Genomic DNA, 16,906 nt, shown 5'->3' with positions numbered 1-16,906 from the left:
ACGGGGTTGTCGCTCATTGGTCTTGGGTGTTCCAGCTCGCGCGCACCGCCGAGGCGAACCTCTCGATCCGGTCGGGCTGGAGCACGGAGTAGTGGTCGCCGTCGAGGGTGTGGACGGCGACCAGGTCCTTGAGACGGCCGGCCCACGCCGATGTCACGGCCTTCGACGCCCCGTCACTGGCGCGGACCAGTACCGAGGGCACGTGGTAGGTGCCGGGGCGATGGGCGGACAGAGCGCGGGAGTTGGCGGTGAAGCGAGCCAGCAGCGCGCTGATCGTCTCGTCGTCGGTGTCCGGCCCCAGCAGCCCGCTGAGGCGCAGCCGCTCGGCCAGCACGGCGTCCGGGTCCTCGTCCCCCGCAAGGTCGTGCCCGGCCAGGGGATCGGGCGCGCCGGCGATGTGCGCGACGTCCCGGGCGAACCACGCCAGCAACTCGGCGTGGAACACCTCGCTCCGGTCCTCGTCGGGGTGCTCCATCAGGTCGAGCGCGACGACCGGCGCCACGGCGAAGCCGCGTGCCGCCAGCCGCTCGGCGACCTCCAGCGCGAGAACCCCGCCCATCGACCAGCCGGCGATCCGTACCTCCTGGCCCGTGGCGTCGTCGGCGATCGCGTCGGCGTACAGGTCCGCGAGCTGGTCGAGGCCGAACGGAGCGGCCAGGCCGTCGGGGACCTGGACACCGGTCATCGGCATGTCGAGGAACTGCGCCAGACCGCGGTAGCAGACGACATCGCCGCCCACGGGGTGGATCCAGTACGACGTCGGGCCGGTCCCCCCGGACCGTATCGGCACCAGCGTCGTGCGCAGCGCCCGCCCGTCGCGGACCGCCTCGGCCATGGCCGCGACCGTGGAGTGCGTGAACAGCACCGACAGCGGGAGCGTCGCTCCCAGACCGGTCCTGACGCGGGACATCAGCTGTACGCCGAGCAGGGAGTTCCCGCCGAGCGCGAAGAAGTCGTCGTCCCTGCTGACGGGGGCGTTCGGAAGCAACTGGGCCCACAACTCGGCCACGGCGCGCTCGGTGCCGTCCCGCGGCGGCTCTGCCGAGGCCCGGGGTGCCGACACCCGGCAGAGCTCCTCCAGGGCGCGGCGGTCCACCTTGCCGTTGGCGGTGATCGGCACGGCGTCCAGCTCCACGAGCCGGCTGGGAACCATGTACGCGGGCAGCTGGGCGCGCAACGCCTCGGTGAACGCGCCGAGATCCGCCCCCGCCGTCTCCGGGACGACAGCGGCCACCAGGGTCCTGGACTCCATGGACCCGCCGACCGCCGCGGCGACTGCCGCGCGGACGCCGGGCATCGCGCTCAGCGCGCTCTCGATCTCCCCCAGCTCGATCCGGTACCCCTGGATCTTGACCTGGCCGTCCTGGCGGCCGAGGAATTCCAGGTTGCCGTCGGGCAGGTACCGGCTCAGGTCCCCGGTGCGGTAGAGCCGTCCGTGCGGGGTGTCCACGAAGCTCGCCGCGGTCCTGTCGGGATCGGCCAGATAGCCGCGTGCCAGACCGTCGCCGGCGATGTAGAGATCTCCCGGAACCCAGGTGGGCCGGTGCCGCAACTGCTCGTCCAGAACAAAGAAGGACTGGTTCCGCAACGGCTTCCCGTACGGGATCGACGACCACGACGCGTCCACGGTGTCGACCGGGTACGTGATCGACCAGATGCTGGCCTCGGTGGCGCCGCCCAGCGAATGGACCCGTGCGCCGGGTGCGCACCGCCGCGCCCGGTCGGGCAGACGGGTGGGTATCCAGTCACCGCTGAGCATGATCGTGCGCAGGGACCGGACCGTGGCGTCCTGGCCCTCCAGATGGTCCACCAGCATCTGGAGCAGGGCGGGCACCGAGTTCCAGACCGTGATTTCGTGCTCGCGCACCAGCTCCGACCACGCCTGCGGGTCGCGCAGCTGATCCGGTCGGGGCAGCACCAGTGTGCCGCCCGCCGCCAGGATGCCGAAGACGTCGAAGACCGACAGGTCGAAGGTGAGCGCCGAGAGCCCCAGCGCCCGGTCCGCGGGCCCGATCCCGTACCGCTCGCCGACGTCCTGGAGCGTTCCCAGGGCGGCGCGGTGCTCGATCACCACGCCCTTGGGCTGCCCGGTGGAGCCGGAGGTGAAGATGACATAGGCGATGTTGTCGGGTTCGGCCACCACGGCGGGGAGTTCACCGGCCGCTCCACCGTCCGGGGCCGCCTCCGTGACGTCCAGTACCGCACACGCGTCGAGCCACGGATGCGCCGTACGGACCTCGGAGTCCACCACGGTCAGCGTCGCGCCCGACAGCTCCAGCGTCCGGCGGGCACGCTCGGGCGGCAGGTCGGCGGCGACGGGCACGTACGACTTGCCGGCCTTCAGCACCGCGAGGACGGCCACGACCTGGTCGATCCCCTTGGGCAGCATGACCGCCACCAGCTCTTCGGGATCGGGACCCGTACGGGCCGCGATACGGCAGGCCATCTCGTGGGCGCGCCGGTCGAGCCCGGCGTAGTCGAGCGACTCCTCGCCGCACACCACGGCGACGGCGTCCGGATACTGCGCGGCGGCCTTCTCGAAGCCGTGGTGGAGCAACCCGGTGGGGCGCTCCCCGGCCGTGGCGTTGGCCCGCCGGCGCGGTTCGAGTTCCTGTTCGCCCAGCTCGATCTCCGGCGCGCTGCTCCATGCCTGTTCGTCGTCGCAGAGCCGCTCGATGAGTCCGCGGTAGCTCGCGAACATGGACGCGACCGTGGGCTCGGGGAGCAGCTGCCGCACGTAGTCCCAGTTCAGGCGCAGCCCGCTCGCGTCCTCGATCACCTGGTGGTCCAGCCACACCTGGGGCGTCCGGATGAACGAGGACACCTCGTGTCCGTCGCCCGTCAGCGCGATCAGGTGGTCGGTCAGCGCACTGGACGCGTGGCCCTCGTCCGAGGAGAAGTTGAGCGTGCTGGCGTAGACCACCGGCGCGCGGCCGGCCTTGGCGGAACCGTGCAGTGTGGCCAGCTCGCGCAGGACCTGCACCCCGCTGAACGCGCTGTGCTCCAAGTCGCGCCACAGCTGGCCCTGCAACCGCTTGCTGCGGGCCGCGAAGTCGGCCGAGCCCCGCGTGTCGACCTCCAGCAGCGTGGTGGTGGAGAAGTTGCCCAGCACCGAACGCACCTCGGGATGGACCGGCCTGCGGTTGAAGAACAGCAACGTCAGCGTGAAGTGCGGGTTCGCCGACCAGCGCGCGATGGTCTCGGCGTACGCGGCGGCGACGGCTGCCGAGGGGGTGACCCCCGCGGCACTGGCGTGGGCCTTGAACCGCTCCCAGCGCTCCGGCGGGATCGTCCCGCTCAGATGGGCGAACTCGGGCCGCCCGATCGTGGCCGGGTCGGCGGTCAGCGGCAGTTCCGGTGCGGGGGGCAGGGCAGCGATCCGGTCCATCCAGTAGGCCCGTGCCGCAGCGTACGCCGGCTCGGACTCCAGGGCCCGGACGTGCCCGACGTAGTCCCGGAAGGTCAGTTCGAGCGGGGCGAGGTCCTGCCCGTGGTACGTCAGCGCCAGCTCGGCGAAGAAGAGCGCCGTGCTCCAGGCGTCGATGATGAGCGCGTCGATGCCGACATGGAGGCGGCTCACCCCACCGGGCAGCTCCGTGACGGCCAGGTGGAACAGGGGCCACACGGTCGGGTCGAAGACCTGTGCGGACAACTTCCGGGAACGTTCGGCCAGTTCGGCCGCCAGCCGCTCCGCCGGCACTGAGGTGAGGTCGAGGCGGTCGACACGGTAGCGCCCGACCTCCGGGAGGACCCGCTGCCGGCCGTCGTCGGTCATCACCGCGCGCAGCATGTCGTGCCGACCCACGGCCGCGCCGACGGCCTCCTCGAACCGCGCGACGTCCAGCCCGCGCAGATCGGTCTCGATGAAGAAGAAGGTCGAGACGCCACCCAGCTCGATGCCCTCCGAACGGCCGACGAAGTACGCCTGCTGGAGGTCGGTCAGCTCGAACGGCTCATACCGGGCGGCGGCATCGACGACCAGTTCACGACCGGGTGCGCCGGTTGCGGACGCGGCGTCACGGCCGGCGCCGCGCGCCTCGTCGATCCGGGACACCGGTACCGGCCGGTGGGCGGCGGTGGCGGTGGGGGAGTGCTGCTCGACGTACGCCGCCAGCTCGGCGAGGCTCGCACCGTCGAGGAACACGGCGAGCGGGATCGACACATCGCCGAGGGCCGCGACGGCGTCCTTGATCTCCAGGGCCATCAGCGAGTCCAGGCCGAGGTTCTGCAACGGCTCGTCCTGCGGGATGCTGTCCGGATCGGTGCGCAGCGACCGGGCGCACGCCCTGGTCACCACCGCGAGCGGGTCCAGCGCCTCCTCCCGTAGGGCCGGACGCCCGGACTGCGCGGGCGCCGTCACCGGCTGCCACGCCTGCGCGTCCGGTGCCCGGCCGTCCGCCTCGGTCCTGGGCCGCGCCCGGGCCTGGGCGAGCGTGATGCCGGACGCCGACACCCGGCAGGCACCGGCCTCGTCGAGCAGGAACACATCGGCCACGAGCGTGCGCGCGTCCGCCGCTCCCTCACGCAGCCGCAGCCGCACCTGGAGGGGACCGGCCGGCAGCCCGGGGCGTACGGCGAAGGAGTCGATCCCCACCACCATGAAGGCCGTGTCCGACGCGCCACGGGCGGTCAGGGGCGCGAAGAGCGCCTGGAACATCGCGTCGGTCAGACCGGGAGGCACCACGTACCGTCCGGCCTCCTCCGGTGCGGCGGGCCGCATCCGGGCCCAGGCGTGGTCGCGGTCGAAGGCGACCTCCTCCAGCCACTTGGCCCCGTCGCCCAGGTACAGGCCGCGGGACCACATCTGCCGGTAGAACTCGGCGCCGGTCATGCGGTGCGGAAGATCCGCAGGCGGTTCGGCCGGTGCAGCCGGAGCCGCCCCGGTACCGGAGACGCGACCGCGGCAGTGCACGTGCCAGGCCAGAGCCGGGTCGGCCGGGTCGGACTGGTAGGCGAAGCCCAGCGTCCCGTCGGGCGCGGGCTCCAGGGTGAGCACGACCGTGGGGCGGTGCTCCTTGTCGTACCCCAGGCGCCGCAGCACCGTGACGCCCTCCAGCCGGATGGTGTCCCGCCGGCCGACCGCCCGGGCCGCCTGCACGGCGGCCTCCAGGAAGAAGCCCACGTTGACGATGGGCTCGCCCCCGATCACACAGTCGGCGAGGGCGGGGTCGTCGGCGCTGTCCAAGGTCGTCAGGAAGGCCGCGCCGGAACCGGGGGCCGGCACGCGCGTCCCGAGGAGGGAGTCGGAGCCGCGCGGCAGAAGAACGGCGGGCTGCCGCCGCGCCACGGTGCCGCCGACCACGCGGCTCGGCTCGTACCAGTGCCGCGACCGCTGGAACGGGTACGTCGGGGCGTCGGTCAGCGCGGCGGCCCGGCCGGACCACAGCCGCAGCCAGTCGATGTCCAGACCGGCGGTGTAGGCCTCGGCCACCGCGGCCGCGACGGCCGAGCGGTCGGTGCGGCCCGGCCGCAGGGACGCGCCCCACAGCCCCGGGCGCTGTTCCTCGGGGACGAACCTGCGCGCCGCCGCGATGAGCGTCGGGGCCGGCCCCAGCTCCAGGACGTGGTCGACCCCGCTCCGCATGAGCGTCGTCATCGCGCCGTGGAAGTCGACCCGCTGGAGCGAGTGCTCCCGCAGATAGGCCGCGTTCCACTCCCCGGGGCCCACCGTCCGCGCCGTCAGCGTCGACACCAGCGGGACGGAGGGCGCGGCGAAGTCGATCCCGGACAGCTCGCGCTCGAAGGCGTCGAGCATCGGGCGCATCAGGGGCGAGTGGAAGGCCCGGCCGCTCTTCAGCGGTCTGCTGCGCAGCCCGCGCGCGCCGGCCCGGTCCAGTACCTCGCGGACGTCCTCGGGGTGGCCCGAGACCACCACGTGCTCCGGCCCGTTGACGGCGGCCACACCGACGCGTCCCGTGTCTTCGAGCAGTTCGCGTACGACCTCCGCGGACGCGAAGACCGCCGCCATCGCACCCGGCTCGGTCAGCTCCTGCATCAGCCGGCCACGGCCGGCCGCCACGGCGAGCGCGTCACCGATGTCCAGGATCCCGGCCACCGCGGCCGCGGCGATCTCACCCACGCTGTGCCCGACGACGACGTCGGGCTCGATGCCCAGGGAGCGCCACATCTGCGCCAGCGACCACTCCAGCGCCACCAGCGCCGGCTGGGTGTAGCGGGTGTCGTGGACAGCGGGGTCGTCGGGACAGAACATGACGTCCAGCAGCGGACGGTCCAGCAGACCGTCGACCAGGCCCGCGCAGTGCTGCAGGCTGGTACGGAAGACGGGCGAGGACTCGAAGAGGTCGGCCCCCATCCGGGGGTACTGCGACCCCTGGCCCGTGAACAGGAATGCGGTCCGGCCGCGGGACCTCGACACCGCGTCGGGCAGGTCGCACTCCCCGTCGACCAGCCGCCGCAGCTCGGCGCGCATCCCGGACGCGGTCCCGGCGACGGCGGCGTACCGGACGGGCCAGTGGTCACGGGCCGCGCCGGCCGTGTAGGCCAGGTCCGCCATCGCCGCGTCGGGCGGGGTCTCGCCGTCCTCGCCGAGCCGCGCCAGGTACTTCCGGGCAAGTTCGATGACACCGTCCGCAGTGCGGGCCGACAGCGGCAGGACGCAGGTTCCGGGGTCGTTGTACGGCGGGTCGCCCGCCTCCCGGGCCGGTGCCTCCTCGACGATGACGTGCGCGTTCGTGCCGCTGGCGCCGAACGAACTGATGCCCGCGCGCCGGATCCGTTCCCCCGCGGGCCAGGGCCGGCCTTCGACCGGTACAGCGAGCTTGAGCCGGTCCAGGTCGATCTCGGGGTTGACCCGCGACAGCCCGGGATGGGGCGGGAGCAGGCCGTGGTTCAGGCTGAGCAGGACCTTGATGAGACCGGTGATGCCGGCCGCCGGTTCGAGGTGGCCGAGGTTGGCCTTCACCGAACCCACGAGCAGGGGCGTGGCACGGGTCTGCGGGCACAGCACGTCCGCCAGCGCGCCCGCCTCGATCGGGTCGCCGAGCGCCGTACCGGTGCCGTGCGCCTCGACGTAGTCGATGTCCTCGGCCGTCAGCCCGGCCGCGGACAGGGCGGTGCGTATGACGTCCCGCTGCGCCTTGGCGTTGGGCACGGTGATGCCGCTGGCCCGGCCGTCCTGGCCCACCGCACTGCCGCGGATGACACCGAGGACCCGGTCCCCGTCGACCCGCGCGTCCGACAGGCGCTTGAGGACGACGACACCGCACCCCTCGGAACGCACGTAGCCGTTGGCGGCGGCGTCGAAGGTCTTGCACCGTGCGTCCGGGGAGAGCATGTTCGCCTTGCCGAGCACGGTGTACCACTCCGGCGAGAGCAGTACGTTGACGCCGCCGACCAGCGCCATGTCGGCGTCCTGGCTCCGCAGCGCCTGCACGGCGAGGTGGACGGCGACCAGGGACGAGGAGCACGCGGTGTCCACGGACAGGCTGGGGCCGTGCACCCCGAGCCAGTAGGCGATCCGGCCGGCCGCGAACGTCGACGCATTGCCGGTGAGGGCGTACGCCTCCAGCTCCTTTGGCGCCACCTGGGTGAGCAGCGACTGCATGTAGTCGTTGTTGGTCACTCCGATGTAGATGCCGACCCTGCTGCCCTTCAGGGAGGCGGGCCTGGCACCGGCGTTCTCCAGCGCCTCCCAGGCGACCTCCAGCAGCAACCGCTGCTGCGGGTCGATGTAGCGTGCCTCGCGCGGGGAGATCCCGAAGAACCCGGCGTCGAAGCTGTCGACCGACTCCAGGAAGCCGCCCGAGGGCACCCCTTCCGGGAACCCGCCGGGGACGTCGTCCAGCCGTGCGGACGGGTACGGTGCCACCGCGCTGCGCCCCTCAGCCAGCAGGTCCCACAGCGCCGCCGTGTTGTCGGCCCCGCCGGGCATCCGCGCGCCCATGCCGACGACGGCGATCGGTTCGGTCGTCTCGGCCCGCAGCGCGTCCCGTTCGCTGGTCAGGGACTTGATGCGGTCCAGCGCCGCGCTCAGCAGCTCGCGCGCGTGTTCTGGTATATGGGTGGTCATGCGTGTCCCCCGGGCGTCGGCTGGTACGACCGCGCGATCTCGGCTGCCAGCGCGTTGATGAGTTCGTCGTCGGCGAGCGCGGCTGATGCCGAGGGCGGCGGCTCGACGGGGCCGGGCCCGGCCGGCGCGGTTCCGGGGACCTCGCCGGAAGGCCCGCCCGGGCAGACCGAGGCCACGAGGAACGCGGCGAGCTCCGACGTCGTGGGGTACTCGAACATCACCCGGGTGGGCAGGGGAAGTCCGAAGGTCCGGGCCAGCTCGTTCTTGACCCGCGTGGCGAGCATGGAGTCCATGCCGAGGGCGAAGAAGCCCGCATCCAGGTCGAGATGGTCCGGGTCCAGCCCCAAGGTCCTGGCGACGGCGCCGACGACGGCCGCGGTCGCCTCCTGCCGGGTCCACTCCGCGGACGTCGGCGGGGCGTCTGCGGCGGAGGGGACAGGCACCGGAGAGGAGTCCGCCGCCGGGCCGGCCGCCCACGGGTTCCCCCACCGGTCCTCGGTGAACCAGCAGCGCACCCGGGCGAACGGGTACGTCGGCAGCGGCACCATGGGAACCGCCCGGTCCGCCCGGGCGTCGCCCCGGTGCGGCCAGGGGCCGCGTCGCCGGTGGGTGTACATGAACCCGAAGTTCCGCTCTACGGCGATGTCGTCGGGGAGGTCGCGGTGGAGCGTCCAGGTGGCCGCGGCCGCCCCGTCGGCTTGCGCGCACAGTCCTTCGAGCGCGTCGACGAGCGTGGGGTGGGGCGACATCTCGATGAAGGTGTCGTGGCCGCCGGCGAGCAGCGTCCCGATGCCCTGAGTGAAGCGGACGGTTTCGCGCATATTGGCGTACCAGTAGTCCGGCGTGGGGGCCGAGGTCAGGGGTGCGCCCGTCACCGTGGACACCATCTCCACCTGCGGAACCGAGGACCGGATACCGTCGAGCGCTCCCAGCAGCCCCGTCCGCAGCCCGTCGATCTGGGGGCTGTGCGAGGCGACGTCCACGGCGACGAACTTGCTGAACACGTTCTCGTCCGCGAGCCCGGCGGCGACCCGCTCCAACGACGCACCGGCCCCGGACAGCACGGTGGAGTGCGGTGAGTTGATCACCGCGACGCAGATGTCGTCGTACCCCTCGCACAGCTGCCGGGCCCGCTCCTGGCCGACGCCCACGACGAGCATGCGGCCCTGCCCGGCGATGCGTGCCAGCAGCCGCGAGCGCTCGCAGACGACCCGCACGGCGTCCGGCAGCGGCAGGGCACCGGCGACGTACGCCGCCGCGACCTCGCCCATGCTGTGCCCGATGACCGCGTTGGGGACCACCCCGGCCGCGCGCCACATCGCCGCCAGTCCGACGGCGATCGTGAACAGCGCCGGCTGGACGAACTCGGTGGGCAGCCGCCCCTGGTCGCCGTGCTCGATCAGTTCGAGCACGCTGCGGCCCAGCACCGGGCGCATGGCCTGGTCGACCTCGCGTGTGGCCGCGGCGAACGCGGGGTCGGTGGCCTGGAGTCGGGCCGTCATGCCGATCCAGTGCGGCCCCTGGCCCGGGAAGACGAAGACCGTGCGGCCCGATCCCTTGGCCGGTCCGGTCACACCGGCCGGGCCGGGCTCGCCCGCGGCCGCCTCGCGCAGCAGCGTGACGAGTTCCGCCGGTGAGGCACCGGAGACCGACAGCCGACTGGTCAGCAGGGTCCTGCGGTGGTCGGCCGCACGGACGACATCCCGGGCGTGCGCCGGGTCGGCGCCGTCCAGCAGGTCGGCGTACCGGTCCGCGAGCCGGGCCAGGGCGGTGGGAGTGGCGGCAGAGATCCGCAAGGTCAGCGGCGCCGCCCCGGTCTCGTCACCGGACGCGTCATCGGCTCCGGCCCCGGACCCGGCATCCGAAAGGCGCCCGTCCACCGGCCCCAGGATCACGTGCGCGTTCGTTCCGCCCGCGCCGAACGCGGAAACGGCCGCGAGCCGCTGTCCGTCCTCCGCCTCCCAGGGGCGGGCCCGGTCGCGCGGCAGGTCCAGCCGTACGCCGTCCAGTTGGAGGTGCGGGTTGACCGTCTTCAGGTGCAGCGACGGGTAGACGGTCCTGTGGTGCACGGACAGGGCGGCCTTCACCAGCCCCGCGATACCGGCGGCGGCCTCCAGATGACCCATGTTGGTCTTCAGGGACCCCAGGTGGCAGACCGGGCCGGAGGTCGTGCCGTAGACCTGGGCGAGGGCCTCGACCTCGATGGGGTCACCGAGGCTGGTGCCCGTGCCGTGCGCCTCCACGAGGCTCACCTGTGACGGGTCGGCTCCGGCATTCCTCAGCGCGGACGTGATGCACTCCCGCTGGGCGCGCCCGCTGGGCGCGGTGAGGCCGTTGGTCCGGCCGTCCTGGTTGACCGCCGAGCCGCGGATGGTCGCGTAGATGCGGTCGCGGTCGCCGATCGCGTCGGAGAGCCGTTTCAGGACGACGGCGACCACGCCTTCGCCGCGGACGTAGCCGTCGGCGGCGGCGTCGAAGGTCTTGCACCGCCCGTCCGGGGACAGCGGCAACCCCTTGGAGTGGGCGACCGTACTGGCCGGGGACAGCAGTAGGTTCACCCCGGCCGCGACCGCCGAGTCGCACTCGCCGGAGCGCAGCGCCTGTACGGCCAGGTGCACGGCGACCAGGGAGGACGAGCAGGCCGTGTCGACGGACAGGCTGGGGCCGCGCAGATCGAGCTGGTAGCTCAGCCGGTTGGCGATGATGCAGTTGGTGCCGCCGACGACGGTGTAGAGGTCGACGGTCTCCGGCCGCGCCAGCTGCATGGTGAGGTAGTCGGCGGAGTTGGCGCCGACGTAGACGCCGGTCCCCGAGCCGGCCAGCCGGTCGGCGGGCATCCCGGCGTCCTCGAAGGACTCCCAGGCGACTTCCAGCAGAAGGCGCTGCTGAGGATCGACATGAGCGGCCTCGCGCGGCGAGATCCCGAAGAACGCCGCGTCGAAGGCGTCCACGTCGTCGACGAGCCCCGCATGCCGCATGTGGGTGCGTCCGACGGCCTCGGGGTCCGGGTCGTAGAAGGCGGCGTGGTCCCAGCGGTCCGACCCGATCTCGCCGATCGCGTCGATCCCGTCGGCCAGCGACTCGTGGAGGGCCCCGGGCGTGGTGATGCCGCCGGGCAGCCGTACGCCGAGGCCGACGATCGCGATGGGTTCCCGCCGCGCCCGTGTCAGCTCCTCGACCCGGGCCCGGAGACCCCTGACGGCTGTCAGGGCAGTGCTCAGTGCTATGTCGGACTCGCCCTGCTCCGTCATATCTCCCCCATGAGTTCTTCCAGTTCCGCCAGTTCCCGGCGCAGGGCGTCGAGATCGCTCCCGTCCGAGGGCGCTTCCTCGGCCATCGAGTCCCGGCCGGCGGTACGCGGCCGTTCGGTGGTGCGCGGCCGTTCCGGCCGGTGCGTCGTACGGTCCGCTCCCGCTTCTCCGGCCGTCTCCAGCCGGGCGGTGAGCTCGGCGGCGAGGGCGTCGACGGTGGGGTAGTTCCACACCACCGTCGAGGACAGCGTCGTCCCGAGCCGGCGTTCCAGGCGGTTGCGGAGCTCCAGCCCCATGATCGAGTTGAGTCCGAGGCTGTGGAACGGCTCGGCCGGGTCCACCTCGGCGGTCGCGAGGCCCGCTATGTCGCCGACGGTCTCCTGCACCACCCGGGCCGTCCGCGCGACGCGCTCCGCCGCCGGAAGCGCCAGCAGTTCGTCCCTCAGCGCCGGCGCGGCCTCGTCGGCCGTGCCGGACGGCACCATCGGAATCTGGCGGATCTCGACCCCGCGGATGCGCAGGGCCACCTGGTCGCCACTGATCAGGTCGACGTCCGCGAGACGGGTGTCGGGGTCCGGGCCGGCGGTGACGGTCGCCACCGCCCGCGGATCGGCACCCACACCGGACAGCACGGACACCTCACGGACCATCGTGGTGAGCAGGGACCGGTCGGCCCCCACCGCACCCGGCCCGGTCAGCAGGGGCGCCGCGGCGACCTGGAGGGCCGCGTCCAGCAGCCGCGGGTCGAGCGGGAGCCGGGCGTCGGCGTGGCGGGGGTTCCAGTCGATCTCGGCGGTCGCGCCGTTCTCCCCGACATCGAGCCGACGCACCCGGCGGTACTGCGGGCCGAAGTCCAGCCCCCGTGCGCCGAACCCCGCGTACAGCTCGTCGGCCGGGCCCCCCTCACCGGCGGGCCGTTCGAGGGGCGGGGCGCCGGTGGCGGCCCGTTCGACAGCGGCGGTCCCGACGCGCACCCAGGTCCCGCCCTCCCTTCCGAAGAACTCGACCCGGGGCGTCTGGCCGTCGACCCGGATGGTGGTCTGGAGGGCCGTGTCCTCGCCGGTCACCTCCAGGGACGCCGTCAGCACGAGGTCACGGACGGACACCGGACCGTCCGCCGGCAGGGGACCGGCGACCTGAAGGGCCGCGGCCGCGAAGGCAGCGGCGGGAACCATGACCCGGCCGCCGACGACATGGTCCTCCAGCGACCACGTCGACGGTCCCAGCCGGCCGGCGTACACGGACAGCGCGGGATCGTGCGGAACCTGCGTACGGACGCCGAGCGGATCGTTGCTCCCGCGGCCGGCCGTGCCGGTCAGGACCGGCGAGGAGACCCGCTGCCACGGATACGGCAGGGGCAGCGGCGCGGGGCGGCCCGCCGGATCCAGCGCGGCACGATCGACCGGGACACCGGCGTCGTGGAGCCGGCCGAGCGCAGCCAGCAGCGTCGGCCACTCCGGCTGCTCCTTGCGCAGCGCCGGGACCACGAGCGGGTCCCGGCCCGCGCCCGTCTCCTCGACGGCCGGGCTGAGCACCGCGTGCGGGCTGATCTCGACGAAGCAGGAGAAGCCGTCGTCCAGCAACAGGCCCACGGCGTCCGCGAACAGCACGGGGTCGCGGAGGTTCCGAGCCCAGTAGCCGGCATCCATCTCGGCCCCGTCGGCCACCCGGCCCAGGACGGTCGAGTAGACCGGCAGCGCCGAAGAGGTCGGGGAGATGCCCGCGAGGGCCTCGACCAGCGCGGGGAGGATCGGGTCCATCTGCGGGCTGTGCGAGGCGACCTGGACCCGGACGGGCCGGTTGAAGACCCCTCGCCCGGTGAGCTCGCGCGCCGTCCGCCCGATGTCGGCGCAGGCTCCGGACAGCACGGTCGAGCGAGCCGAGTTGCTGACGGCCACCGATATCGAGGGAGTGCCGGCGCACACGGCCTCGGCTTCGTGGAGCGTCAACTCGGTGGCCAGCATCGCCCCCGTCCCAGTGAGGTCGTTCATCAGCCGGGACCGGCGGCCGATGATCGCCGCCGCGTCGTGCAGCGACAGGGCACCGGCAATGTGTGCCGCCGCCGCCTCGCCCATGCTGTGGCCGACCACCGCGTGTGGGGCGACACCGTAGTGCTCCAGCGTCCGCGCCAGCGCCACCTGCATGGCGAACAGCAGTGGCTGGGCGGTCGCGACGTTGGTGAACGCGTCGTCGTCGGCGCCGTCGAGCAGCAGCGGCAGAATCCGTGCGCCGCACGCCTCGCGCACCGCCGCGTCGCAGCGCCGCAACTGCCGCGCGAACACCGCGTCGCGGGCGTACAGATCGCGGCCCATGCCTAACCACTGCCCGCCCTGGCCCGGGAAGACGAAGACGACGCGGGGGGCCGGGTCGGCGGCCGAAGCGCCCGCGGCATCGAGGGCGTCCGCGTGCTCGCTCAGCCGGGCCACCGCCCGGTCGCGGTCGTCCGCGACGAAGCTCGCCCGGTACGGAAGGGTCGCCAGGCCCCCCAGCACGGGAGCGACGGCGGCGGGCGTGCTGCCCGCGGGCCACCACTGCGCGACTTCCCGGCAACGTCGTGCCAGCGCCGCAGGGGTGTGCGCGCTCAAGGTCAGCAGCGCCTCCCGGGACGGCGGCGCGACCGCTCCGCACACGGCGACGACATCGGCCGGACCGTGACCGGAACGCGAGTACGCCGGAACGACGCGTACCCGTTCGCCGTACGTCTCGCGCAGGGCGTTGCCCAGGATGGGATGGGCGTTGATCTCGACCAGGGCGTCCGGGGCACTCAGCAAAGGGTGTGCCAGCGCGGCGGCGAAGTCGACCGGTTCGCGCAGGGCCTTCGCGAAGTACTCGGCGGTGAAGCCGCCGGCGGCCATGACCCGGCCGTCCAGCGCCGAGACCATCGGGAGCGCGGGCGGGTACTGGTCGATCTCCCCGAGCGCCTCGACCAGGTCGCCGCGCACCTCGTCGATGTCCGGGCCGTGCGCGGCGAGCCCGACATTGATCCGGCTGGCCTTGTGGCCCTCCTCGGAGAGGGCCGAGACCAACTCGTCCAACTCGTGGACCTGCCCGGACAGGTTGGTCGAACGTGCCGAACTGATCCCGGCGACCACGATGCCCGGCCGGGTTCCGAGATATGGAGCCAGCTCCTCGCGCGAGAGCGCCACCACGGCCATACCGCCGCCGCGGCCGGTCAGCCGCTGCTGCGCCGCCGCGTAGTGGGCCACGATCCGGCCGCCCTCGTACGCGGTGAGCGCATCGACCACGACCGCTCCGGCGATCTCGCCGAGCGAATGGCCGACGACCACGGCGGGCCGGATACCGCGGGCCGCCAGGCTCCGGGCCAGGCCGACCTGGATCGCGTAGACCGCCGGCTGAGCCACGGCCACGCCGTACGGTTCGAGGTCGGCACCGGAGGCGATGAGCTCCAGGAGCGAGAGGCCGAGCACCGGGGCCGCGCCGCGGGAGCATTCGGCGACCGCGGCGCGGAACTCCGCGTCGGCCCGCAGGAGTTCCCGGCCCATTTCCGTCCACTGCCCGCCGAAGGGCGAGAACACGAAGGCCGGCTCGAGGCCGACGCCGTCGGTTCCGTCGGTCCCATCGGCCGCTTCGGCCGCTTCGGCGGGAGATTTCTGCGCCGGGGCACCCGGGCGGTGGTAGGGCTCGACCACGACGTGTGCGTTGGTGCCGCCCCAGCCGAAGCTGCTGACCCCGCCGAGGAAGGGCTCGCCGGACGGCAGGCACACGGGGGCGAGGGGGAGGGCGAGGTTGAGCGCGTCCAGGTCGATGTGCGGGTTGGTCCCACCGGACAGGACACACGGCGGGACGACACCGTGATTCATGACCAGAGCGGCCTTGACCAGCCCCGCCACCCCCGCGGCGCCTTCGAGATGGCCGATGTTGGCCTTGAGCGTGCCGAGGTGGACCGGGGCAGTGGCGCCCCGGAGCGCGGCGGCCAGGGCCGACGCCTCGATCGGGTCGCCCAGCGCGGTTCCGGTGCCGTGCGTCTCGACGAACCGCACCTCGGCCGGATCCGTCCCGCCCCGTGCGTGCGCATCCTGGATGACGGCCTGCTGCGCGCCGGGACTGGGCGCGGTCAGCCCGTTGGTGTGCCCGTCGTTGTTGACCGCCGTTCCACGGAGCAGGCACCAGATGTAGTCGCCGTCCCGCTCGGCGTCGCAGAGGCGTTTGAGGACCAGCGAAACGGCACCCTCGCCACGGCCGAAGCCGTCGGCCAGGGCACCGAACGCCTTGCTGCGCCCGTCGGGAGCCAGTCCTCCGAAGGCGGTGAGGTCGTCCATGGTCGCCGCCGACTGGAGGAGGTTGACGCCGCCGACGACGGCGGCGTCGATCTCGCCCAGACGCAGTGCCTGGGCGGCCATATGCACGGCCACCAGGGAGGACGAGCAGGCGGAGTCCAGCGTGACCGATGGCCCGTGCAGGTCGTACAGGTAGGAGATCCGGTTCGCGACCATCGACAGGCTCGAACCGGTCGCCGTGTGCATCGTGTGCCGGCCCGGCCTCGACGCCGCGCCGCGCTCGTTCCAGATGCTTCCGACGTACACCCCGGTCGCGCTGCCCCGCAGTCCCGTCCGAGGCAGCGACGACGCCTCGATGGCCTCCCAGCACACCTCCAGGAAGAGCCGCTGTACCGGATCGAGCGCTGCCACCTCACGGGGCGAGAGGTGGAAGAACCGGTGGTCGAACTCGTCGAGCCGCTGGCTCAGATAGCCCGCGTCGGGCATCGCCTCCCGGGCGTCCGGGAACCGCCCGGCGGGGGGCGGGCCGATCGCGTCCTTGCCGGCGAGGACCAGTTCCCACAGCTGCGCGACGGAGTCGGCGCCCGGAAGCCGCGCCGCCATGGACACGATTGCCAGGGGCTCACCCGGTCGCGCGTCGGTGGACCGCCGGCCCCCTGGTACGTCGGTGCCGTGCTCCGCGGACACCACCGCGGCGGCGAGCCCGTTCACCGTCGGGGAGGCCCACAGTGTGGCGACGGGGACGTCACGGCCGAGGCGCACGCCCAAGCGGCTGACCATGGTCACGGCGGCCTGTGAGGTGAGGCCGAGCGAGAAGAAGGTCGCCTCCCGGTCCAACTGCTCCACAGGAGTGGACAGTTCGGCGCCGAGATGGGAGGCGATCCAGTCAGCGACGGCCGCCACGTCCCGTTCGGCCGGAGTGCAGGTCATGCGCACCGTCCCGTGCGAGGCCGGATTGTTTCGATGCCGGAAGTGGGTAGATCCGAAAGCGGATCGATGGCACGCCGGTACGGCAGCCCGGAAGACATGCTGGAGAACCCCCCGAATCCCCTAATGATCGTCAACTGGGTTGACGATATCAAAGGGTCCGGCGGCGAGAGAGGAATTACGTGCGTACCGACCGGTATTTAAGGGGGAGTTGGCGCGCCATCGACGGTGGCGCACCCGCACCTCCCTTCCGGGGCAGGGCCAAGACCTGCAGGGATGACCACCGCGCTCCACCCCGAAGCACCCGAACCGTTCACGGGCACGATCTTCGGGAGTTCGGCGGTGGCGAAATGATGCCCGGCGGAATCCGGTCACGGACCCGTCCCGCCACCGCCCGGACCCACGGCTCCTGTTCGGCGGGCTCAGCGGGTTCGGCGTTCGGAGGGTTCCGGGTTCGACGG

Annotated in this window: 3 protein-coding genes; all 3 read right to left on the bottom strand. The window is 73.0% G+C overall.

Annotated features, from left to right (window positions below; translation table 11 throughout):
• Positions 1 to 13 precede the first annotated feature (13 nt).
• Genes ACGF2V_RS07585 through ACGF2V_RS07575 form a run of 3 tightly spaced genes read right to left on the bottom strand, consistent with a single transcriptional unit; the run spans position 14 to position 16,448 of the window.
• A complete protein-coding gene (locus ACGF2V_RS07585) occupies positions 14 to 8,029 on the bottom strand; it encodes a non-ribosomal peptide synthetase/type I polyketide synthase (protein WP_362704512.1) in 8,016 nt (2,671 codons plus the stop codon).
• Complete coding sequence (locus tag ACGF2V_RS07580) at positions 8,026 to 11,280, bottom strand: beta-ketoacyl synthase N-terminal-like domain-containing protein (protein ID WP_362704509.1); 3,255 nt, start codon at positions 11,278 to 11,280, stop codon at positions 8,026 to 8,028. Before ACGF2V_RS07580 ends, ACGF2V_RS07585 begins: the two co-directional genes overlap by 4 nt.
• Positions 11,277 to 16,448, bottom strand: coding sequence for an acyltransferase domain-containing protein (locus ACGF2V_RS07575; protein ID WP_362704506.1), 5,172 nt, complete (start codon positions 16,446 to 16,448; stop codon positions 11,277 to 11,279). Before ACGF2V_RS07575 ends, ACGF2V_RS07580 begins: the two co-directional genes overlap by 4 nt.
• Positions 16,449 to 16,906 lie beyond the last annotated feature (458 nt).

It is taken from the genome of Streptomyces sp. NPDC047982 (assembly GCF_043204165.1).
Taxonomy (GTDB): domain Bacteria; phylum Actinomycetota; class Actinomycetes; order Streptomycetales; family Streptomycetaceae; genus Streptomyces.
The sequence above is the reverse complement of the archived record's forward strand: the minus strand, read 5'-3'. Positions and strand labels throughout refer to the sequence as shown.